The 22,910-nt window shown below is 60.3% G+C and carries 17 protein-coding genes; 5 read left to right on the top strand and 12 right to left on the bottom strand.

Annotation, left to right across the window (positions count from 1 at the left end; translation table 11 throughout):
* Positions 1–12: 12 nt before the first annotated feature.
* A complete protein-coding gene (locus NX775_RS16050) occupies positions 13–840 on the bottom strand; it encodes an alpha/beta fold hydrolase (RefSeq protein ID WP_258836923.1) in 828 nt (275 codons plus the stop codon).
* Between the two features lie 1,089 nt (positions 841–1,929).
* On the opposite strand from NX775_RS16050, the gene NX775_RS16045 reads away from it, so the two are divergent.
* Positions 1,930–2,721, top strand: coding sequence for a 5'-methylthioadenosine/adenosylhomocysteine nucleosidase (locus tag NX775_RS16045; RefSeq protein ID WP_441295286.1), 792 nt, complete (start codon positions 1,930–1,932; stop codon positions 2,719–2,721).
* Here NX775_RS16045 and ald read toward each other — a convergent pair.
* Together ald and putA are read right to left on the bottom strand one after the other, a co-directional pair.
* Complete coding sequence (gene ald, locus NX775_RS16040; protein ID WP_258836922.1) at positions 2,718–3,833, bottom strand: alanine dehydrogenase; 1,116 nt, start codon at positions 3,831–3,833, stop codon at positions 2,718–2,720. The genes NX775_RS16045 and ald overlap by 4 nt on opposite strands.
* Positions 3,834–3,942: 109 nt before the next feature.
* Positions 3,943–7,617 carry a trifunctional transcriptional regulator/proline dehydrogenase/L-glutamate gamma-semialdehyde dehydrogenase gene (gene putA / locus NX775_RS16035; protein WP_258836921.1) on the bottom strand — a complete coding sequence of 1,225 codons (3,675 nt, stop codon included), beginning with the start codon at positions 7,615–7,617 and terminating at the stop codon, positions 3,943–3,945.
* A gap of 212 nt (positions 7,618–7,829) precedes the next feature.
* On the opposite strand from putA, the gene NX775_RS16030 reads away from it, so the two are divergent.
* Positions 7,830–8,285 carry an Lrp/AsnC ligand binding domain-containing protein gene (locus tag NX775_RS16030; RefSeq protein WP_183554882.1) on the top strand — a complete coding sequence of 152 codons (456 nt, stop codon included), beginning with the start codon at positions 7,830–7,832 and terminating at the stop codon, positions 8,283–8,285.
* A gap of 1 nt (position 8,286) precedes the next feature.
* Here the strand turns inward: NX775_RS16030 and NX775_RS16025 are convergent, their stop codons facing one another.
* A complete protein-coding gene (locus NX775_RS16025; protein ID WP_258836920.1) occupies positions 8,287–10,296 on the bottom strand; it encodes a PKD domain-containing protein in 2,010 nt (669 codons plus the stop codon).
* Between the two features lie 274 nt (positions 10,297–10,570).
* Complete coding sequence (locus NX775_RS16020) at positions 10,571–11,524, bottom strand: LysR family transcriptional regulator (protein ID WP_183554886.1); 954 nt, start codon at positions 11,522–11,524, stop codon at positions 10,571–10,573.
* A gap of 138 nt (positions 11,525–11,662) precedes the next feature.
* Here NX775_RS16020 and NX775_RS16015 point away from each other — a divergent pair, with 138 nt between their 5' ends.
* Entirely contained in the window at positions 11,663–11,860 is a 198-nt protein-coding gene (locus NX775_RS16015) for a hypothetical protein (RefSeq protein ID WP_258836919.1), read from the top strand.
* A gap of 617 nt (positions 11,861–12,477) precedes the next feature.
* Here the strand turns inward: NX775_RS16015 and NX775_RS16010 are convergent.
* The 4 genes from NX775_RS16010 to NX775_RS15995 all read right to left on the bottom strand — a co-directional run bounded on the left by NX775_RS16010 (position 12,478) and on the right by NX775_RS15995 (position 15,007).
* On the bottom strand, positions 12,478–12,738 hold the full coding sequence (locus tag NX775_RS16010) for a YfhL family 4Fe-4S dicluster ferredoxin (RefSeq protein ID WP_183554890.1): 261 nt from the start codon (positions 12,736–12,738) through the stop codon (positions 12,478–12,480).
* 16 nt (positions 12,739–12,754) lie between these two features.
* Positions 12,755–13,255 carry a pantetheine-phosphate adenylyltransferase gene (coaD, locus tag NX775_RS16005; RefSeq protein WP_183554893.1) on the bottom strand — a complete coding sequence of 167 codons (501 nt, stop codon included), beginning with the start codon at positions 13,253–13,255 and terminating at the stop codon, positions 12,755–12,757.
* A 123-nt stretch (positions 13,256–13,378) separates the two neighbouring features.
* Positions 13,379–14,035 carry a 16S rRNA (guanine(966)-N(2))-methyltransferase RsmD gene (gene rsmD / locus NX775_RS16000; protein WP_370660591.1) on the bottom strand — a complete coding sequence of 219 codons (657 nt, stop codon included), beginning with the start codon at positions 14,033–14,035 and terminating at the stop codon, positions 13,379–13,381.
* A gap of 78 nt (positions 14,036–14,113) precedes the next feature.
* The gene (locus NX775_RS15995; RefSeq protein WP_258836918.1) at positions 14,114–15,007 is read right to left on the bottom strand and encodes a DUF6279 family lipoprotein; all 894 of its coding nucleotides are present in this window, start codon (positions 15,005–15,007) and stop codon (positions 14,114–14,116) included.
* 25 nt (positions 15,008–15,032) lie between these two features.
* On the opposite strand from NX775_RS15995, the gene glmU reads away from it, so the two are divergent.
* The gene (gene glmU / locus NX775_RS15990; protein ID WP_258836917.1) at positions 15,033–16,409 is read left to right on the top strand and encodes a bifunctional UDP-N-acetylglucosamine diphosphorylase/glucosamine-1-phosphate N-acetyltransferase GlmU; all 1,377 of its coding nucleotides are present in this window, start codon (positions 15,033–15,035) and stop codon (positions 16,407–16,409) included.
* A 134-nt stretch (positions 16,410–16,543) separates the two neighbouring features.
* On the opposite strand, the gene NX775_RS15985 is transcribed toward glmU, so the two are convergent.
* Positions 16,544–17,020 carry an Lrp/AsnC family transcriptional regulator gene (locus tag NX775_RS15985; protein WP_258836916.1) on the bottom strand — a complete coding sequence of 159 codons (477 nt, stop codon included), beginning with the start codon at positions 17,018–17,020 and terminating at the stop codon, positions 16,544–16,546.
* A gap of 156 nt (positions 17,021–17,176) precedes the next feature.
* Here NX775_RS15985 and glmS point away from each other — a divergent pair, with 156 nt between their 5' ends.
* A complete protein-coding gene (gene glmS, locus NX775_RS15980; protein ID WP_258836915.1) occupies positions 17,177–19,006 on the top strand; it encodes a glutamine--fructose-6-phosphate transaminase (isomerizing) in 1,830 nt (609 codons plus the stop codon).
* Between the two features lie 129 nt (positions 19,007–19,135).
* Here glmS and NX775_RS15975 read toward each other — a convergent pair whose 3' ends face one another.
* Entirely contained in the window at positions 19,136–20,053 is a 918-nt protein-coding gene (locus NX775_RS15975) for a LysR family transcriptional regulator (RefSeq protein ID WP_258836914.1), read from the bottom strand.
* 138 nt (positions 20,054–20,191) lie between these two features.
* Positions 20,192–22,867: a beta-glucosidase gene (locus tag NX775_RS15970; protein WP_258836913.1), complete on the bottom strand. Its 2,676-nt coding sequence runs from the start codon at positions 22,865–22,867 to the stop codon at positions 20,192–20,194.
* Between the last annotated feature and the right edge of the window lie 43 nt (positions 22,868–22,910).

The raw sequence follows: 22,910 nt of genomic DNA, 5'->3' as shown, positions 1-22,910 counted from the left end.
CTCACCTGGCGGTCAAGCGATCGGCGACCTTATGAAGTCGAGCAACAATGCGTTCAGGCGATCCGCGCCCGAGAGCTGCAACCAATGGCCGACACCATCGATACGTTCATAGCGAAAACCTGCACGACATTGCTCGCGCGAATCGAGCATCTGTTGTTCGCCCAATGCTGGATCATGCTCGCTCCAGACACCCATCACCGGTACGTTGACTGGCAGCCAGGCCCGCGCGGATGATGGCTTGAAATTGGCGCGATAATAATTCAGCGCTGCCGTCAGGCGACCTTCGGGTGCGAGCGCCGCAATCCAGATTTCTTGCTGTTCGCGACTACGAATCATTTTTCGCAACGCGGCCCAATCCCCTGCTTTCAGCAATGCCTCCGCGACGACGGGCGTTTTGAAAACAAGCATGTACCAGAACCGCAGTTTCTGACCGAGGCTTGAAGAAGAAATTGCCTTGGGATGGCCGACCGACAGAGCGGCATAACGCACGATGCGTTCCGGCGCATGCATGGCCAGGTGCCAGCCGATCAACGCGCCCCAGTCATGACCGACCACGACAGCCTTGTCGATACCGAGCGCGTCCATCAGTCGTAATACATCATCGGCCAGAAATGACACGGCATACGCACCGACGTCTCGCGGCATATCGGTCTTGCCGTATCCACGCAGGTCGGGCGCAATCACACGCAGACCCGCCGCAGCGAGATCCGGAATCTGACGCCGCCAGACCTGATGCGTGTCAGGAAAACCATGGAGCAGGATCACCGGCGGGCCTTCGCCGGCTGTCACGTAGTGCATGTTCAAGCCATTGACCGTGGCGTAATGCGACTCGAATTCCATGCGGCTCCCCTTGGCGCTGACTCGATGAAACACAGCTTACCAGAACGTAAACGCCTGTCCAGACCCCACCTGTGGATAAGCAAATGGATATCCACAGGTACGGTTTGTGCAGAACTCCGCTTTTGTACACAAGCAAAAATCTTGTCCAGATTTGCCACCAGGAAGCCGGGGTACTAGTGCACTGGCTTATGCGCGCGGTAAGTCGATGATTTTGTTCTCGTTAACCGGGTTGTCCACAGAAAGTGGCCACCCTTACTTATTACTATCAATGTTGTATACAGTTATTGGTTGTAAACCTGAGATGCCTGTTTCAAAAAAAAATTTTGTCCGTGGCAGATCCCAACAACGCGGTCATTGCAAGCAGGCTTTCAGATCTGTGGAGAACCCAATGCATATCCACAGGATGGAATGTGCAAAAGCGCGTTTTTTTCAACCGTCGGCAAATCTGTTCACCATCGCTGCACCGTCAGCACCAGGGTTCTCCAGCCAGTTTCAAACCGCGTAAACCGTTGAAGTTGTGGAAAAATCCAGGCTTATCCACACAATCGGCCGCGTTTACTATTACTACTATTTTGTATACAAGCTTTTAAGTAAACAAACTGGATAACTCGCGCGCTGGACATCCTCGGCCTGAAACTCGGCTGAGCACCGTTCTAAAAGCGTTTTTCAAAAAAAAAAGAACGCAGGCACAAAAAACGGCAGCAATTCGAAATTGCCAACCAGCATCGATCACTGACAACCAGCTCCCAGGCGCCAACGTCCTGTGGACAAGCGCCTGCATATCCACAGCATCAACTGTGCAGAACCCCGGCTTTTGGCAACGGCCAAATTGTTGTCCACGATCCATGCGTAACTCGCGCATGTGTTGTCCCGCGTAAAAAACAGGACTTAACGCGCTGATTCTGTTGAGTAAACGAACCTTATCCACAGAAAATCGTGCGTTTACTTACTACTACTATTTTGTATACAACTCTCTTAATTAAATAAGCAAACAACAGCGCAGCCAAAAAAAAGCGTTTTCCAGAATGAAAAAACAGGCCAGCAAATTTGTCTCCAACGCCTGACAATGCTGTGTACAATCCGGCGCTTATGCACAACGGCCCAGCAAAAGAAATGCGTTTAGGCATCATCAGCGCGTTGCACGAAGAACAGGCAGGGCTCGTGGAAGCCTTGCAAGGGCCCTCTACGCTCATCCACGGCAAGCGTGAGTACTTTCTCGGACAGCTGTGGGAAATCGATGCTGTCTGCGTCCTGTCGCGAATTGGGAAGGTTGCTGCTGCCATGACAGCGACAACGCTTGTGGAGAAGTTCGGAGTTACCCACATCCTGTTCACGGGCGTGGCCGGTGCAGGCGACGCGTCGATCCGGGTTGGGGACATCGTCGTGGCTGAATCGCTCGTTCAGCACGACATGGATGCCAGTCCCCTGTTTCCGCGTTTCGAGGTGCCATTGACGGGGCAAACGCATTTTCAGCCAGACGCCCGGCTGTCGCTGCGGGTGTCCAGTGCCGCGCATGCATTCCTGGACGAGGAACTGACACATGCGATCGCGCAGGCAGACCGTGAACAATTCGGCCTGAGACAGCCGCGCGTGCACCGCGGCCTGATTGCCAGCGGCGACCAGTTCGTGCAGGACGCCGCGAAAATCGATGCGATGAATGCCGCGCTGCCGGGCCTGGTGGCGGTGGAGATGGAAGGCGCTGCGGTGGCGCAGGTGTGTCACGAACTGCACGTGCCGTTTGCCGTCATCCGCGCGATTTCGGACAACGCCAACGAACACGCGGCGCACGACTTCATGGGCTTCGTGAAGACGGTCGCCGCGCAGTACGCATTTCACATCACCCGGCGCCTGTGCCGGGATCTGGCGGCAGCGCCGCTCTAGTCCAGCAGCGACTCGGCCGGCATGTAGTCGTAGCCCAGTGCGTGCGCCACGGCCTCGAACGTGACCTTGCCCTGGCAGACGTTAAGGCCATGACGCAGATGGGGATCATCGCCCAGCGCGCGCCGCCAGCCCTTGCCGGCCAGCGCCAGCACGTGGCCGATCGTGGCGTTGTTCAGCGCAAAAGTGGATGTGCGGGCGACTGCGCCAGGCATGTTCGCAACGCAGTAATGCACGACGCCGTCGATGACGAAGGTCGGATCGGCGTGGGTGGTGGCGTGGGACGTTTCAAAGCAGCCGCCCTGGTCAATCGCCACGTCGACGATGACCGCGCCCCTCTTCATGCGTGACACCATGCTGCGCGTGACGAGTTTCGGCGCTGCGGCGCCCGGCACCAGTACCCCGCCGATGACCAGATCCGCCGAGAGCACGGCTTCTTCGAGCGCCTGCGCGTTGGAATGCAGCGTGACGATGCGGTTGCCATAGACCAGATCGAGCTGGCGCAGGCGATCGAGGTTCTTGTCGAGCACCGTCACCCGTGCGCCCGTGCCCACCGCCATCTGCAGGGCATTGGCGCCCACCACGCCGGCGCCGATGATGACGACGTGGCCCGCGGCCACGCCCGGTACACCGCCCAGCAGCAGGCCCATGCCGCCCCTGGATTTCTCCAGGTGCGCAGCGCCTGCCTGGATCGACATGCGCCCTGCCACTTCGCTCATCGGCGCGAGCAGCGGCAAGCCGCCGCCAGGCCCGGTGACAGTTTCATAGGCGATGCAGATGGCTCTTGACCGCACCAGCGCCGCCGTTTGATCGGGATCGGGCGCCAGGTGCAGGTAAGTGAAGAGTATCTGGTCTTCGCGCAGCATCGCGCATTCAGCCGCCTGGGGCTCCTTGACCTTGACGATCATGGCGGCCTGCGCAAACACCTCTTGCGCGCTGGCCACGATGCTGGCGCCGGCCGCGACGTACTGCGTATCGGGCAAGCCGATCTCGCTACCGGCGCCCTGCTGGACGAGCACCTGGTGGCCTTGCACCACCAGTTCATGCACCGACGCCGGCGTGAGGCCGACGCGGTATTCGTTGTTCTTGATTTCGGTTGGAACGCCTACAAGCATGGTGAGTCTCCTTGTTGTTGGTGTGGTTCCTGCAACTGCCGTTACTGCTCCTGACGTGAATGCGGGTTAGAAAGCACATCGGCGACCGAAGTCGCCGATGTGGTGTGAATTACAGGCCCAGCGTCATCAGGCTGGCATTACCGCCAGCCGCCGTCGTATTGACGCAGACGGCGCGTTCGGCCACCAGCCGCCACAGATCGACCGCTGCCAGTGGTTCGGTATCGACCACCCCGACGATGGCGCCGCTGCGCGCAGCCAGCTGCGTGCGCAGAGAGCCGGTCAGGCCCGATTCGACCAAGGCGATCGCAAATTCGCCCCCATCGACTTCGTCCTTGCCGATGAAGCGCACGCGCTCCTTGACCGCCTGCGGCAGGTTGGCCGGGATCGCCTCTGGCGACATGGTCAGCACCAGTGCGCGGTTGCCAGTGGCCAGCGCGGCTGCCACTTGATTGAGCAGGCCTGCCGGCGTGCCCGATGCGCACAGCACGACACCGCGCGGCGTGAACGACAGGCGATTGCGCTCGCCGGTCGGCCCCGGCAAGTCGATTGCCACGCCATTCAACGACGTGCGCGCATAGCCTTCGGCCAGTGCCACCACGGGTTGCTGGCCGTTCGTGCGCAGCCAGCCGATCAGCGCTTCCAGCGCAACGTCAGCCTGACGGACATGGTCCATCAATGGCGCCGCGCTGCGCTGCAGACGCTTGATGTACAACGGCCCACCAGCTTTCGGACCAGTACCGGATTTGCCTTCGCCACCGAACGGCTGCACGCCGACGACCGCGCCAACGATATTGCGGTTCACGTAGATATTGCCGACGTGCGCATGGTTGACGATGTAGTCGATCGTTTCATCGATGCGCGAGTGCACGCCTAGCGTCAGGCCAAAGCCCGTGGCATTGATCGACGCGATCACCTTCGGCAGATCGGCGCGGCGGTAGCGCACGATGTGCAAGACCGGGCCAAACACCTCTTGCTTGAGTTCCGACAGCGACGCGATCTCGAGCACCGTCGGCGGAACGAAGGTGCCGCAGCTGGTGACGGAAGTCGGCAGCTCGAGCGCAAAGTGACTGCGCGCCGTGGCCTTCGTGCGTTCGATGTGCGCCAGCAGGTTGCGCTGCGCTTCTGCATCGATGACCGGACCGATATCGGTGGCCAGGCGATCCGGGCTGCCCACGCGCAGTTCCTGCATCGCGCCCTTGAGCATCTTGATGGTCTTGTCGGCGATGTCTTCCTGCAGGAACAGCACGCGCAGCGCCGAACAGCGCTGGCCAGCCGAATCGAAGGCCGAACTCAACACGTCGCCCACGACCTGTTCGGGCAGCGCCGACGAATCGACGATCAAGGCATTCTGGCCACCGGTTTCGGCCACCAGCGGAATGTCGATGCCTTCCTGTTCGGCGCGTTTGGCCAGCGTGCGGTTGATCAGCTGCGCAACTTCGGTCGAGCCGGTGAAGATCACACCCTTGATGCGGCTGTCGGCCGTCAGCGCGGCGCCGACGACTTCGCCGCGGCCCGGCAGCAGTTGCAGCGCAGCGCGCGGCGTGCCGGCCTCGAGGAACAACTCCACCGCGCGGTGAGCGATCAGCGGCGTTTGCTCGGCCGGCTTGGCCAGCACCACGTTGCCGGCAGCCAGTGCCGCCGCGACCTGCCCCGTGAAGATCGCCAGCGGGAAGTTCCACGGGCTGATGCAGCTGACCGGGCCCAGTGCCTGGACGTTTGCCTGGACTCCAGTTACAGCGCGGATCTGCACCGCGTAATAGCGCAGGAAGTCGACCGCTTCGCGCAGTTCGGCAATCGCATTTGGCAGCGATTTGCCCGCTTCGCGCACGGCCAGGGCCATCAGCTCGACGCCATGGTGCTCGAACAGGTCGGCGGTGCGTTCCAGGATCGCGGCGCGCTCGGTCGTGCTGGTGGCGGCCCACTCGCCGGCAAAGGCACTGGCCGCTGCCAGTGCGGCATCGACATCGGCGCGCGAGGCTTCCTGCACCAGGCCGACGATATCGGCCGACTGGGCCGGGTTGACCACGTTGGCGAATGCTCCGGCATCAATCGCGCCGGCGTCGACCTTTGCTGCGGTCAGGGGCGCGGCGACGTGCCGGCGCTGTTGCGACAGGCCACCCGCCAGCACGCCCAGAATGTCTTCGTTGACCAGGTCCATGCCGGCGGAGTTCTTGCGCTCAGTACCAAACATGTCCACCGGCAGCGCGATTGCCGGATGCGGCTTGCCGCCGCTGGCGCGGGCGACCTCGAACGGATCGGTGATCAGGGTGTTGATGGCGACGCTCTCGTCGACGATCTGGTTCACGAACGACGAGTTGGCGCCGTTTTCCAGCAGGCGGCGCACGAGGTAGGCCAGCAGCGTTTCATGAGAACCGACCGGCGCGTAAATACGGCAGGGTTTATCGAGGTTCTTGCTGCCCACGACCTGGTCGTACAGCGTCTCGCCCATCCCGTGCAGGCACTGAAATTCGTAGTTGCTGATATTGCCCAGGCGCGCCCACGTATAGATGACGGACAGCGTATGCGCATTGTGGGTGGCGAACTGCGGGTACAGGATGTCGGACGCACCGAGCAGCTTGCGCGCGCAGATCAGGTAAGACACATCGGTGTGCACCTTGCGCGTATAGACCGGATAGCCGGGCATGCCGTCCACCTGGGCGCGCTTGATTTCGGCGTCCCAATAAGCGCCCTTGACCAGCCGCACCATGAACTTGCGGCCGCTGCGCTTGGCCAGGTCGATTACATAATCGATCACATACGGGCAGCGCTTCTGGTAGGCCTGCACCACCAGGCCAATGCCTTCGAAGCCGGCCAGCTCAGGGTCGAACGCCAGCACCTCGAGCATGTCGAGCGAGATCTCGAGGCGATCGGCTTCTTCGGCGTCGATATTGATGCCGATGTCATAGCGCTTGGCCAGTAGTACGAGGCTGCGCACGCGCGGCAGCAGTTCGTCCATCACGCGCGCCGACTGCGCGCGGCTGTAGCGCGGGTGCAGCGCCGAGAGCTTGATCGAGATGCCCGGGCCATCCTTGATGCCGCGGCCATTCGAGGCCTTGCCGATCGCATGGATCGCCTGCTCGTATGACGCGTAGTAATGTTGCGCATCGAGTTCGGTCAGCGCCGCTTCGCCCAGCATGTCGTACGAATAGCGGTAGCCGCGCGTTTCGTTCTCGCGGCTGTTTTTCAGTGCCTCGTCGATCGTCTGACCGGTGACGAACTGGTTGCCCAGCATGCGCATCGCCATGTCGACGCCCTTGCGGATCAGCGGTTCGCCGCCCTTTGCGATCATGCGCGTGAGCGCCGAGCCCAGGCCTTGTTCGCTATTGGTCGACACGAGCTTGCCGGTGATGAGCAGGCCCCAGGTGGCCGCATTGACGAACAGCGACGGGGATTCGCCCAGATGCTTGCGCCAGTCCCCCTTGCTGATCTTGTCGGCGATGAGGCGGTCGGCCGTTTCGCTGTCCGGAATGCGCAGCAGTGCTTCGGCCAGGCACATCAATGCCACGCCTTCTTCGGACGACAGCGAGAATTCATGCATCAGGGCGTCCACGCCCGACGAGCGGGTGCGTTTTTCACGCACGGCGGCGACCAGACGGTGCGCCAGCGCCTGGGCGTCGTGGCTGGCGCCGGAACCCTGGGCCAGCAGCCACTGCACTGCCTCGGTTTCATCGCGGCGGTAGGCGGCCGTGATGGCAGCGCGCAGGGGAGTCTGGTCGCGCTTGATTTCAGCGTGAAGAGCGTCGAACGGAACGAAAATGGAGGCCGGGTGAGCAGCAATCTGCATGGCTATCTAGTCAAAAGAAAAATACAAACGAGGGCCACCGCACAGCAAAAGCGCCGTGCTGTAAGCAACAGCCGGCGCAGATCGGAACTTGGTGGAAATGATTCGATTGTAGAAGGATTTCTTCTGGATTTATTCTGGATTTAACCGATACTGGCAATAGATAGTTTTTGATGCGACAATCTGACCAAATAAAATTTACAAGGAGATGTAGCATGCTGGACAAGATTAGCAAAAAGATTCTGGCCGAATTGCAGAACGACGGCCGCATCAGCAACGTCGAACTGGCGGCGCGCGTCAACTTGTCGCCGGCTGCCTGTCTCGAACGTGTGCGCAAGCTGCACGAATCAGGTTACATCATGGGCTACACCGCCCAGCTCAATCCGCAGTTGCTGGACGTTTCGCTGCTGGTCTTCATCGAAGTCGTGCTCGACCGCACCACGCCTGAAGTGTTCGATGCCTTCAAGCAGAGTGTGCAGATGATTCCCGAAGTGCTTGAGTGCCATATGGTGGCGGGCGGCTTCGACTACCTGGTCAAGGCGCGCGTGAAAGACATGGCCGCTTACCGCGAATTTCTGGGCAAGACGCTGCTGCAGAAAGGTGTGCGCGAGACGCACACCTATGCGGTGATGGAAGAAGTGAAAAACTCCACCAAGCTGCCGATTCGCTGAGTTATGGCTGCCCAGCTTGGCCGGCATAGCCGGTCTTGCTGGTCTGGCCGATCAGGCGTAGTGCGCCGCGGTATAAAAGGGCGGCAGGTAGCGCTTGCGCGGCCTGGCTGGCGGCCTGACTGGCGGCCTGACTAACGGCCTGACTGGCGGCCTGAGTGAGATCCTGCGGCGTAGCGCCGTCGCGCCCTGCTTCAAACATGACTTTGCGCATCGCGCCCACGCCATCCGCTTCTTCGATGCGCACTGCCATCCTGCTGGCGCTGGCCAGCGCGTCGCCCTCCCCCGCGACCGCATCGATCACGAAGCGGTAGCCCGGGCGATTGTCCAGTTGCCCCGTGCCTTCCAGCTTGACCCGGTTGCCGTCGAGCGTGATCCGATCCAGCGTCTCGCCTTTGAATGACGTGCTGCCCAGCAGACGAAACACGAACGGTGTGCCACCAGCTGTCGTGAGAGTGAGTGGCGCTGCCAGCCGGAAGGCTGTTCTGGCAGCAGGCGAATAGACACTACTACCGGGGACCACGGCCGACTGGAGCATCCCTTCGCCGACCAGTTGCGCGCCGTCGGTGAAGCCGACCCGGACGGACGCAGACATCGTCGTACGCCTGCGCGCCGAATCGGTGACGACCACGGTCACGCGATAATCCCCTGCAACGCCAAATTTGTGCTCAGCCAGCACTGTGCCGGTGCCATTACGCCCGCGTACGGCCGCCGGCAGCGGCCCGCTGCCATCGCCCCAGTCGATGGTGGCGGTGTGGGTATCGCTTGCATTGCGGTCGCGAAATGACAGCGTGAGCCTGGCAAGCTCGTTCGCGCGCAGCGCCGGGATTTGTATCGGACCCAGCACCGGCGCATCGGTACCGCCGCCACCACGACACAGAAACACCAGGCCGGCGTTGGATTGGGCCAGGATGTCGCCGTTGGCTGCAATACCAAGTCCTTCGGTGAGCACCAACCCAGTTGGCGAGTTCTGCAGGCGCAGATTGAGATCGGTCGCCACGCCCGTGCGCGACCAGCGATAGGCGCGGCCTTCGTCAAGCATGCCGGAGCGGACCAGGCCCACGCTCACGCCATCATCGTTCAGTGCGTTGGCCTCGGACGTGAACATGCCCGCCGGGTGCAGGCTGAGAAAACCGCGCGCACGCGAGTACCGGAAAGCGCGAAACTCGCTCGTGGTCGGACCCCGCACGGCGCCGATGACCTCGCCCGCTTCATTGAGTGTCGTGGGATAGGCGGCATTGATGCTGACTGCGGGCTTTCCGGGACTCGACAGGAAGAACCCCCGGGTTGCAGCGTCGACGATGCGCCATCCGAGAATGTCGCCCTGATTATTGATGCGGATACCATACGCACTGCGCGCGCCGAATGTTCCCAGATTCGTGGGACGGCCGTCTGCGTTCCAGACCAGCGTGGTCGTGCCGCCATTGACAGCACTGCCCGAGCCGATGACGGCATCGAGATCGTTGATGCCGTAGGCAGCGCCTGGAACGAAGCCCGTGACGCCGGGCAGTGATGACAGGCGATTTGCCGACGTCCAGCGCACTGCACGCACGCTGCTGTTGTCGCTGGACGTGGCAGACAGACCCGCGATCTGGCCATGTTTGTTGATAGCGTCCAGGGAGGCGTATTCGCTCACATTGAGCGACGGTAATACGACCCGGCCTCGCGCGGCCGACCAGCGCAGCGGCTGGTAACGCAGGCCACCGGGACTCTGCGCGTCAAGGAAACGTGCGTTGAAAATCACCTCACCTTGTTCGTTCAGACCGCCGACAAACGTACGGTCATTGCCTGGAGGACTGATATCGACAATGCGATCGCCATTGAAAAACGCCACCTGCGTGCGGCCATCCGGCCCCGGGTACTCGAACGCCGCCTGCCCACGTGCATTGACAAAGCCGTTATAACTCGTTGGCGCGGCGAGATTGACGATGCTGTAGATGTCACCACCACTGCGCCCGGCATCAGTGGCGTCATCCTCGGCAGCGGCTGTAGCGCGGCCTGAAGCCGCAAGCATGAGCAGCAGAGTGATCCCAGACACACCGAATTGGCCCGTTGATAAATGGCGCATTGTCATCTCCCTATCTCCATGTAGGTGCGTATGCGGTATGCACGGCGCATGACCATTCTGGAACGTGATGAATCGTTCAGGATGCGCTAGCGCAAACCCGGTGACGGATCTCGCGCAGAATGGATTTGGGAATTGCATGGTAGGCAGAGCCACCAGGCAAGGAGGTCGGCGTACAGGTGAGAAGGGATGACGCGGCTGCGCCATCCTTGGTGACAACGTATCAGACGACCTTGCGCACGCCGCCTTTAGAAGCGCTTTCGGCCATGCCTTCGAGGTTCTTGCGCAGCCAGCGGTGCGCCGGGCTGCGGCCGTCGCGCTCGTGCCACAGCATGTCCAGGTGGACGGCCGGCAGCTGGAGTGGCAATTCTTTCCAGATCAGGACATCGGCCATGCCGGTTGAGACCAGCAAGTGCTTCGGCAGCACCGTGATCAGGTCCGAGTTGGCCACCACCCGGCCAGCCGTGAAGAACTGGTTCACCGTCAGCAGGATGCGCCGTTCGCGGCCCATCTGGCCCAGTGCTTCGTCTACCAGCCCGTGGGCGCGGCCCGAGAAGCTCACCAGCAGGTGGTTCGCCTTGCAATAGGTGTCGAGATCGAGCTTTTCCTTGGCCAGCGGGTGATCCTTGCGCATGACGCACACGTACACGCCCGAATATAGGCGCTCGTGGCGAATCGGCGAGCCCGTTTCGTACGACAACTGCGCCGCCACCCCTGGAAAGAAGCCCACCGCCAGGTCGATATCGCCGCGCAGCAGCATCGGCCGCGGTTCGCGCGTGGTCAGCGGCACCATGCGGATGTTCACGCCCGGCGCTTCGCCTTCGATCGAGCGCATCAGCGACGGCAGCCACAGGGCAGCGGTCGCGTCGGCCATCGCCATCCGGAACGTTGCCTGTGCCTTGGAGACATCGAACGTTTCCGGCATCACGGCTGCTTCGAGGGCTGCCAGTGCCTGGCGCACGGCCGGCCACAGCGCTTCGGCGCGCGGCGTCGGCTTGACGCCGTAAGCGGTGCGGATCAGGAGTTCGTCGCCCAGGCTTTCGCGCAGTCGCTTGATGGCATTCGAGACAGCAGGCTGGGTCATGGCCAGGTGGCCGGCAGCGCGGGTCAGGTTTTGCTCGGTCATGACGGCATCGAACACGCGCAGCAAATTCAGGTCAAGCGTCAGAAAGCTCATGGAATTCAGGATAAAACTGTCGTGAATACAAGTGTACCTCAACTCATTCACAAACAGTATAAGTGCCATCAGCGATGGGAATTAGATTTATATGTTGCGATGCACTAGAGTTATCCACAATTACAGAACGAGTACATCATGTTTTCCACCGCCACCCTAGTTCAAACCGCCAGCGCGGTGCCTTACAGCCTGTTGTTCAGCATGACCATCTATCTCGCCCTGTTCGGCGGAATCGCCCTGTTCTTTCGTCCCCTGCTGGTTGGTATTGGCCGTGCGCTGTACCTGACGGTACGGCCCCGCCCGAGCAAATCGGCTCTGCCGTCGAAGTCAGCTTGATCACAATCGATCGCTGACCTGCTTTTCTCCTTCGCTGAAACGCGGCACCGGAAACGGTAGCCGCGTTTTTTTTCGCCTGTTGCTTTGTATTCCGCCAAGGCACGCCCAACTCTCATGTTTTCAACGGTGACCTGGTGTTACCCAACTTTTCTCGGGCTCAGAATGTAACAAAGTTCACATAGAATTACATTATTCGGAAATTCTCAGACTTATGAAGATGAATTTCAGATCGACTTAGCCCAATGAAGTCGTCTGTAAGGGAAAATTTACGGGATTTTACCCAAGATTCTCGATATTCAAATTTAAGTAGTAATATTTGCGTAAATGAACGAAATTGTATGATTAAATCTCAATTATAGTAATATTTATGAGATGTTCCACGAAGTTCACATTCTATATAATTTATTATAAAACTATAAGTAACAAAAAAGACGAAGGAAAATTTGCTACTGAAAGTAGCAGATAAAGATAACCATCTAGGACGTCGGAGGAGCAAACGAGATGCAGCGCGAATTGATTACGCGAGCGAACACCGCCAGCGGGTCAAGCCAGCTGGCGGTGTAGCGGTGTCAGAAGGGAGAAGCGAGCCGACAGGGAGGCGTCGGCCAGGGAGGCAGTCAGGCGGCGGCTTTGTCGGCCGTCAGACGTTCGTACTTGATGAGGAGTTCTTCGCGCGATTCGCGCCAGGCCGGGTCGAGCGGGATGCATGCGACCGGGCACAGGAGTTGGCACTGCGGTTCTTCAAAGTGACCGACACACTCGGTGCACTTGTTCGGATTGATCTGGTAATACTCGTCGCCCATCGAAATGGCATCGTTGGGGCATTCGGGTTCGCAGACGTCGCAGTTGATGCAGTCGTCGGTAATCAGAAGGGCCATGGTACTTCCAGGTAAATCAGGCGACCGGTGCTGGGGGCAGGCTGGCGATCTTGTTTTGCAGCCAGCGGTCGACCGATGGGAAAACGAATTTGGACACGTCGCCGCCCAGCATGGCGATCTCGCGCACGATGGTGCCCGAAATGAACTGGTACTGGTCGGACGGGGTCAGGAACAGGGTTTCGACATCCGGCAGCAGGTAGCGGTTCATGCCCGCCATCTGGAACTCGTATTCGAAATCGGATACCGCGCGCAGGCCGCGCACGATCACACGGGCGTCGTGCTTGCGCACGAAATCCTTGAGCAGGCCCGAAAAACTTTCGACCTGCACGTTTGGATAATGGCCCAGCACTTCATTGGCGATCTCGAGACGCTCTTCAAGCGTGAAGAAGGGACGCTTGTTCCGGCTATCGGCAACGCCGACCACCAGACGGTCGAACAGGCCGGATGCGCGGCGTACCAAATCCTCGTGGCCGCGGGTGAGCGGATCGAAAGTACCTGGATAGACAGCTACAACCATTGCGGCTCCTGTGAAAAATACACCGTGATAGAACGCGCATTATGCCTTAAATACCCGGCATTCGCCCCACGCTGGGGCGGGGTTTGCCCAATGACTGTGCAGTTTTCACAGCCTTTCAACAACTCATGCCTGTTTTTCTTGCAGCTTGAGCAGATGATAGTAGACCATGCCGGCCTTGTCCGCACGTACTGCTTCCCAGCCTGCCAGCCACTCGGGCACCGCATCACCATCGGCCAGCAGCGGCGCCTCGGCTTCTGCATACACCATCCCGCCCTCTTTCAGCAGCGCTGCGCACAACGGCAACGTCTTGGCCAGCAAGTCTTGCTGGTAGGGTGGATCGAGAAAGATCACGTCGAAACGCTGGCCACGAGTGGCCAGGTCGCGCACCAGCGTCAGGGCGTCGGCGCGCAGGATGGTGACGTTGGTCGCCTTGAGCTTGTCGCGGTTTGCTTCCAGCTGGCGTACCGCCGGGCTATGGTTGTCGACCATCAGCACCGACGCCGCGCCGCGGCTGGCCGCCTCGAAGCCCAGTGCTCCGGAACCGGCGTACAGGTCGAGTACGGTAGCAGCATCCCAGTCATTGGCGAGCTGGTGATTGATCCAGTTGAAGACGGTCTCGCGGACGCGGTCCGGCGTGGGCCGCAGGCCAAGGGCGTCGACGACAGGGAGCAGGGTTCGTTTGAAGGCGCCGCCGATGATGCGGACCTGGTGCTGCGCCATGCGCGGCGCGCCGTGCGGCTTGGGGCCGGCAGGCTTGGAGTTGATGGACTTTCTGTGCATGGGCGGCACTATAGCATGGGGTTTACATGCGATTGTCTGCCGCCCTTTGCGTGCTTCTTCAGTTACTTATTTACTGACTTATTTGCCTGCAGCCAGCGCCTCAAGGTCGCCAATCCAGCCCTGGATACGCTCCTGCGCATGGGCTTTCTGCTGCGGCGTGGCGATCCGGATTGCTGTCAGGATGAACTTGGTGGTGTGATCGATGCTGGCGTCATAGAAACCCTTGCGTTCCGGCGAGTCCATGCGGGCAGACAATTCCCGCATCAAGCCTGCGACACGCGCCGACGTCTGCTCGCGGTTGAGTTTCTTTTGCTGAATCTCCTGCAGTACTGCCAGCACGCGGCGCTGGCGGTACTGGCGCTCTTCCAGCCACAGGATGTTGTCCAGCGGACGCAGATCGGACGCGCGGCGCAGGGTCGCCTCCTGTTCGCTGCTGAAGTTGCCGAACCAGAGTTCCATCTGTTCCATCGACTTCTTGAAACGGGCGCGCTGGCGCTTGTCGGCACTGCCATCCATAAACTTGCGGCGGTATTCGTCGTTCTTGTCCTTGAACTTGCGCTCCAAGTGGGTGATCTGCTCGGGCGTGATCGACATGGCCAGCGTCGTCAGTTCCGGCACGGCGCGCTGGCCCAGGCGATCGGCGCGCACGCGGATCTCGCGGTAGTCGCCGAGCAGGTCGGCCTGGGTCGGGTTGCCAGCCAGCTGACGCTTGAACGTGCCCAGCAATGCAGCATAGTCACGCAACTCCGTCTTGCGGTGCCACTGGAACACGGCTTTGATATCGCGTTTGGCCACATCCGCTTGTTGACCTTCGAAGTCGACATACGAATTCATCCACCAGTACAGTAAAGTATCACCCTGGTTGTACGAGAAGCGAATCGAGCTGCAACCGGCGGCCATGACCGTCATGGCAAGCAGCAGAAGCGCAAACACACGTCGGAACGCGCCATCGCGCATGCTAAAATTTTTCATATATTCAACTTTTTGAGAACGGCTTATGAACGTTGTGATCCTCGCCGCCGGTATGGGCAAACGCATGCAGTCCGCCTTGCCGAAAGTACTGCATCCACTGGCTGGTAAGCCCCTTTTGCGCCACGTCATCGATACTGCGCGTGGCCTGAGTCCGCAGAAATTATGCGTGATTTATGGACATGGAGGCGCAGCGGTGCCAGAGATGGTCGCAACAGTGGCAGAATCCACCGGCAGCACGATCGATACCGCGCTGCAGGAACCGCAGCAGGGCACCGGTCACGCCGTCATGCAAGCCGTGCCGCAACTGGACGATGACCAGCCGACGATCGTGCTGTACGGCGACGTGCCGCTGACCACCGTCGCCACGCTGCGCCGCCTGGTCGAGGCCGCCGGTAGCGACAAGCTGGGCATTCTCACCGTCGAGCAGGCCAATCCATTCGGGCTGGGCCGCATCGTGCGTGAAGACGGCAAGATCGTGCGCATCGTCGAAGAGAAAGATGCAACCGAGGCCGAACGCGCCATCAAGGAAATCAACAGCGGCATCATGGCGATTCCGACCCGCCACCTCAAGAAGTGGCTGGCGGCCCTGTCCAACAACAATGCCCAGGGCGAGTACTACCTCACCGACATCGTCGCCCAGGCCGTGGCCGACGGCGTACCGGTCGTCTCGAGCCAGCCATCCGGCGAATGGGAGGTGGCGGGCGTGAACAGCAAGGTGCAGTTGGCCGAGCTCGAGCGCCGTCACCAATTGAACATTGCCCACGCACTGCTGGAACGCGGCGTGACCTTGATGGATCCGGCCCGCATCGATGTGCGCGGCGAACTCATTTGCGGCCGCGATGTCACGATCGATGTCGGCTGCGTATTCGAAGGCCGCGTCGAGCTGGCTGACGGCGTGCGCATCGGCGCGCACTGCGTGCTGGTCGATGCCACCGTTGGCGCGGGCGCCAATATCAAGCCGTTCTCTCATATCGACGACGCCACGATCGGCGCCGCCTCGCAGATCGGTCCGTACGCGCGCCTGCGGCCGGGCACCACGCTCGGCGAAGATGTCCACATCGGTAACTTCGTCGAGGTCAAGAACAGCACGGTCGCCGCGCACAGCAAGGCCAATCACCTGGCGTACGTGGGCGATGCCACAATTGGTTCGCGCGTCAACATTGGCGCCGGCGTCATCACCTGCAACTACGACGGCGCCAACAAGTTCCGCACCGTGATCGAAGACGACGTGTTCGTTGGCAGCGACACCCAGCTGATCGCGCCGGTCACGGTCGGCAAGGGCGCGACGCTGGCGGCCGGCACGACGCTGACCAAGGATGCGCCCGCCGGCAAGCTCACCATCTCGCGATCGAAGCAAGTCACCATCGACAGCTGGAAGCGTCCAGTGAAAGTCAAGAAGTAATCCACCGACCGTGCACAGGCTAATCACAGGAAATGAACAGGATAAACACAGGGTAATACCCTGCTTATCCCATGTTCTTCCCTGTGGTCATCCACATTGTTATCCACAGGTATGCGCGTGACTTTTATGCCTGATTACACGGCAATACGCGTTTCGAACTTGCTGCGGTGGGTGGCAAAATAGGTCTTCACGTTACGCACATTGGCGTGCGCGGTGAACAGCCGGTGCGCCAACTCGTGATAGGCCGGCATATCGGCCACTTGCACAATCAACACGAAATCCGGGCCGGGTGACACGCGGTAGCACTGCAGCACCGCAGCTTCCGTCTCCGCCAGTTTCTCGAATTCGGCCATGCGCTCGGCGGCCTGCACGTCGAGCGTGATCTCCACAATGGCGCTCAGGCCCGCGCCCACTTTGTCGGGCGCGACAATGGCCACCTGGCGCTGGATGATGCCACTATCCGTCATGGTCTTCACGCGGCGCAGGCACGTCGGTGGCGACACATGCACTTGCGCTGCCAGCTGCGCGTTCGTCTGCGATGCGTCAGTCTGCAGAATGGTCAGAATGCGACGATCGATGTCGTCAAGAACAGGGAGAGCATTGATAGGCATGAAATTTAAGAGTATTTAATGCTGCTATATGAAACAAGATTTCACAGCTTGATGGTTGTGAAATAATATGACAAATATAGCTGCACACTGTACGCTTATTTCACCGTAATTGCTCTACGATAATACTCATTGAATATTTTTGAAGTGAGGTTAGCCATGTGCGGTATCGTCGGAGCAGTCGCAAAACGCAACATTACCCCTGTCCTGATCGAGGGCCTCAAGCGCCTCGAGTACCGGGGCTATGACTCCTGCGGCGTGGCGGTCCACCTCGATGGCCGCCTGACCCGCTCGCGCTCGACGTCGCGCGTGGCCGAACTGGAAGCGCAGCTCAAGGAAGCGCATCTGGAAGGCTTCACCGGCATCGCCCACACCCGCTGGGCGACCCACGGTGCGCCGGCATCGCACAATGCCCACCCGCACTTCTCGCCAAGCGAAGACAATGCGCGCATCGCGCTGGTTCACAACGGCATCATCGAAAACCACGACGAACTGCGCGCGGAGCTGACCGCCCTGGGCTACGTCTTCATGAGCCAGACCGACACCGAGGTCATCGCTCACCTGGTCGACCACATGTACAACGGCGACCTGTTCGAGACCGTGCAGCAAGCCGTCAAGCGCCTGCACGGCGCCTACGCCATCGCCGTGTTCTGCCGCGAAGAACCGCACCGCGTGATCGCCGCGCGCCAGGGCTCGCCACTGATCGTCGGCGTGGGCAAGGACGAGAACTTCGTTGCCTCCGACGCGATGGCGCTGGCCGGCACGACCGACCAGATCATCTACCTGGAAGAAGGCGACGTGGTCGACCTGCAACTGGCGCGCTACTGGATCGTCGACGTCGACGGCCGCCCGGTCGAGCGCGAAGTCAAGACCGTGCACGCGCACACCGGCGCTGCCGAACTCGGCCCATACCGCCACTACATGCAGAAAGAAATCTTCGAGCAGCCACGCGTGATCGGCGACACGCTCGAAGGCGTCACCGGCATCATGCCGGAACTGTTCGGCGACGGCGCTTTTGCCGTGTTCAAGAAGATCGACCGCGTGCTGATCCTGGCCTGCGGCACCAGCTACTACGCTGGCCTGACCGCCAAGTACTGGATCGAATCGGTGGCCAAGGTGCCCGTGAGCGTCGAGATCGCCAGCGAATACCGCTACCGCGACAGCGTCCCGCATCCGGACACGCTGGTAGTCACCATCACGCAGAGCGGCGAAACGGCCGACACACTCGCCGCACTCAAGCACGCGCGCAGCCTGGGCATGGAACACACGCTGACCATCTGCAACGTCTCGACGAGCGCGATGGTGCGCGAATGCAAGCTGGCCTACATCACCCGTGCCGGTGTCGAAGTCGGCGTGGCCTCGACCAAGGCCTTCACGACCCAGCTGGCCGCCCTGTTCCTGTTGACGCTGACGCTGGCCCAGGTCAATGGCCGCCTGACCGATGCCGAAGAAGCCGAACACCTCAAGCAGATGCGTCACCTGCCGGTCGCGCTGGCCGCCGTGCTGGCGCTCGAGCCGCAGATCATCGCCTGGGCCGACGACTTCGCCCGCAAGGAAAACGCCCTCTTCCTGGGCCGCGGGATCCACTATCCGATCGCGCTGGAAGGCGCGCTGAAGCTCAAGGAGATTTCGTACATCCACGCTGAAGCGTATCCGGCAGGCGAACTCAAGCACGGCCCGCTGGCGCTGGTGACCGAAGAAATGCCAGTTGTCACGATCGCCCCGAACGATGCACTGCTGGAAAAGCTGAAGTCGAACATGCAGGAAGTGCGCGCGCGCGGCGGTCAGCTGTACGTGTTCGCCGACGTCGATTCACGCATCACGTCGGGCGATGGCCTGCACGTGATTCGTTTGCCTGAGCATTACGGTTTGCTGTCACCGATCCTGCACGTGGCTGCGCTGCAGTTGCTGGCGTATCACACGGCGCTGGCGCGCGGCACGGATGTGGACAAGCCGCGTAATCTGGCGAAGTCGGTGACGGTGGAATAAGGCGTTTGCTGGTTAAAGCACTGTTGTGAACAAACAGTCATGTTGACACAAGGCCGAGGCGGGAACTCCCAGGAACTTCCGCTTCCGGCCAAAAGCAATTCTTCGAATAGACATGCGCCGCATGAACCGCTATGCGTTTGGCGCCCCAGCCTGCGCTACCACGAGCAGCTGCTCCCGCAGCCAGCGATGCGCTGGATCCATCGTCTGATAGTGATTCCACTGCATGCATGCGCGGAACGGTGTTACCGCTACGGGCGGCGCCAGCACCCGTATGGGCAGACGGGTTTGACTATCGCGCGCGAGGCGCGTCTGCATTGTCGCGATCAGGTCAGTGCCGACAACCATGGAAGCGAGCGATGTGAAGTCGTGCGTGGTAACGGCAATCCGGCGCACGATCTTGTTGTCGTCAAAATAGCGTTCGGCCAGCGTCGGCGAGCTAGGTTGTCCCAGGCGCGGGGCCACATGAGAACAGCGCAAAAACGTGTCCATATCCAGCGTCTCACCCACTTGCGCATTATCTTGCCAGACCACGCAGCTGAACGTATCTTCGAACAGGATCGAGTGCGGGTGTTGAGGGTCGATGTACTCGTCAGGGATGATCAACAGGTCTGTCTCGCCACGGCGCAGCCCATGGCCCGTAAAGTCTGTTTGTGGACGCAGTTCGATCGTGATGTGCGGTGCAAGCGTTTGCAGCTGCCGGACCAACGGCGCAATCAGGATGGGAACCGAATAGTCGGAGACCGTAATGCGGAAATGGCGCCGCTCGGTGGCAATCGACAGCCCGGGGCGGATCGCAAGGGTCGCCTTGATTTCCAGGATCAACTGGCGCACCGGGTCGGCAAGGTCACGGCCCAGTGGCGTCAGTTCCATGTGGCGCCCAACGCGTACCAGCAGATCGTCGTCGAAAAACACGCGAAGGCGGGCCAGCATGCCAGAAATCGCCGACTGACTGACGGATAAACGCTTCGCTGCCACTGTGGTATTTTTTTCGTCGAGTAGCGCGTCGAGCGCTACAAGAAGGTTCAAGTCAAGGCGATTGAAATGCATTACATCATCCCTATTCTCTTGCGCTACGGGTTTCGCAGATCATTCGATTTACACATGATATTTTAGCCGCTGACGAAAAAAGGCCCCGCCGGTTATCCGGCGGGGCCTTTCAGCTTTTTACAGCCAGAAACGAACCGATCAATAAACCTGATCAGCCGATACCTTCACGGCCTGCTGAACAGGTTTTGGCAGCGGGTTCGACGTATTGGTCGGGAGCTTCTGGGCGACAACCGCCTTCAACGTCTGCGTCAATGGCAGCGCATCGGACGAACCACCAACGCGGATCTTGTAGCTGGCCGCATCGACATTCCACGTATCCGTGTTCTGTACCCAGTACGCCAGCGAACGGGCATCGACTGGAATCGTCACGCGCTTGGATTCGCCAGCTTTCAGGAATACTTTGGCAAAGCCCTTGAGTTCCTTCTCGGGACGATGCGTCAGCGGCTTGACCGGACTGACGTACAGCTGCGCTACTTCAAATCCGTCCATGGAACCGGTATTGGTCAGCGTGAAGGTCGCTTCAACTGTCTCGGCACCTGCCAACGTCGTCGTCGACAATTTCATGTCGCTGTAAGCATAGCTGGTGTACGACAAGCCAAAACCGAACGGATACAACGGCTTGATATTGGTCTTGTCGAAGCCGCGATAACCCGTGTACAGGCCTTCCGAATAGGTCAGCTCGGTTTTGGCTTTCGTGGCAGGGTAGCCAAACAGGCCCGCCGGCAGGTAGTCGTCGATGTTCGAATAACTGGCGTAGCTCGGGTAGTCCCTTTCGTTCTTGCCGATAGACACCGGCAGCTTGCCCGACGGATTGACTTTGCCGTAGATGATTTCAGCCAGAGCCTGGCCAGCGTACTGACCCGAATACCACGCTTCCAGGATGGCGCCGGCCTTGCTCGACCATGGGCGCATGTTGAACGGTGCACCGCCATGCATGATGACGATGGTGTTCTTGTGCTCTTTGGTCACGTTTGCCAGCATCTCGCCCTGGTATTCCGGCAAATCGAAGCTGCGGTCGAAACCTTCCCCTTCATACTCGGCGTTCATGCCCACGCCCACGACCACGGCGTCGTACTGTGACAGGTCTGGCGCCGCCAGCGATGCCCAGCTCATCTGGATACCGTTGATGCCACCCAGGACCGGGAAATACCCGGCGTTCAGACGCTGGAACTCCATCTTGACGTTATAGAACTGGCCTGCCTTGAGTTTCACGGTTTTGCCGAAATGGCTGACCGCATCGATCACGTCGCCCGACAGCGGCGTGCCGTCGAAATCGATGATCAACTTATCGTCGATCCACAATTTGTAGGCGCCGTCTGCACGGATCTTGAAGACCTGTTCACCCGTGATGGTCGGCTTGAACGTGCCGGTGAAGCGTGCCGAAAATGCGCCGGCGGTCGGGGCAAAACCCTCGATCGCGGTGCGGCCATTATTGGTGACGTTCTGGCCCGACAGGAAATTCATCGCCAGGCCTGGCTCGGTGCGCGTCACGACCGGCTTGCCGGCCAGCGTCAGGTTGTCGAAATACTCGGCGGTCAGGCCAGCGGCAGGCACGGCGCCCTTGCGGTCAGGTGCATTCTGGTACCAGACGGACTCGACCGGATTGAGCGACATCGACGGAATGTACGTGATGTTGGCAGGGTCGACATTCAGCTGCTGCATGCCGGCCATGGTGGTGACGTAGCTGGTCGGCGGCGACCAGGCGGTGCCAAACGGCGAACCCGGCATTTGCATGGACAGGTCGCCGATCACGGCAACTTTCGCGTCGGTCGACAGCGGCAGCACATGGCGCGACCGGGTGGACGCGTCGTCGTTCTTGAGCATGACGATACCTTCACGGGCCAGGGCCAGCGAGGCGGCAGCGCCATACGAGCGGTCGAGCGGGCCTGGATCCACATAGCCCTTGTCGAAACCGTAGCTGACCATCGCACGCAGATTGCGGCGTACTTTGTCGTCAAGCACGTTCATGGTCAGCTGGTTGCTGTACAGGTAGCTCCAGATATTTTCTTCCGTGAACTGCAAACCGCTCGGCATGTCCAGATCGGTGCCTGCCCAGGCGCCCTTTTGCGCGTGGTGGATCGAGTTGAAGTCGCTCATGACAAATCCCTTGAAACCCCACTCGCCCTTGAGCACTTCGGTGATCAGGTGGTGGTTTTCACAGGCGTATTCGCCGTTGATCAGGTTAAAGCCGCACATGATCGACGCGATGTTCGCGTTCTTGACCAGCGATTCGAAGCCCGGCATGTAGATTTCACGCAGTGTGCGCTCGTCGATCTTGACGTTGGCAAGGTGACGGTTGGCTTCGTTATCGTTGCCAATGTAATGCTTGCCCGACGCCTGGATGCCTTGCACCTGAATGGCGTTCGTGACGGCAGGCCCGAGCACGGCGCCGATGAATGGATCTTCGCCGGACAAGTACTCGGCCGCGCGGCCGCTGTATGGCGCGCGATACAGGTTGACGCCTGGCGACAGCATCTGCTGTGCGCCGGCCTTCCGGGTTTCGTAAGCAATCGCCAGGCCAAACTGCTTGGCGCGGTTGATCGACCAGCTCGCGGCCAGCGCCGACGGCGACGGATACTGCGCGCCGAATGTGGCGGCGTTCTTGCCAACGCCCATCGACGAATCATAGGCGAGCGTTCCGGCCAGACCCTGCGACGGCAGCACGGGAATCATGTGGCCATCGTTGACACGCGTGAAGTTGATCTTTTGCGACGTGCTCATGTTGTCGATCATTGCGCCCACGCGGGCGTCAACGTCGTTGCCCACCATCGGTGTGGTGCGAGGCGTGACGTCATAGGCGGATGCAATGGCCATGGTGCCGAGGGACAGTGCTAGAAAACCAGTACGCATTATCGTC

This window comes from Massilia aurea (genome assembly GCF_024753205.1).
GTDB lineage: Bacteria > Pseudomonadota > Gammaproteobacteria > Burkholderiales > Burkholderiaceae_D > Telluria > Telluria aurea.
Note: the sequence above shows the minus strand (reverse complement) of the source record. Positions and strands in the feature narration are given on the sequence as shown.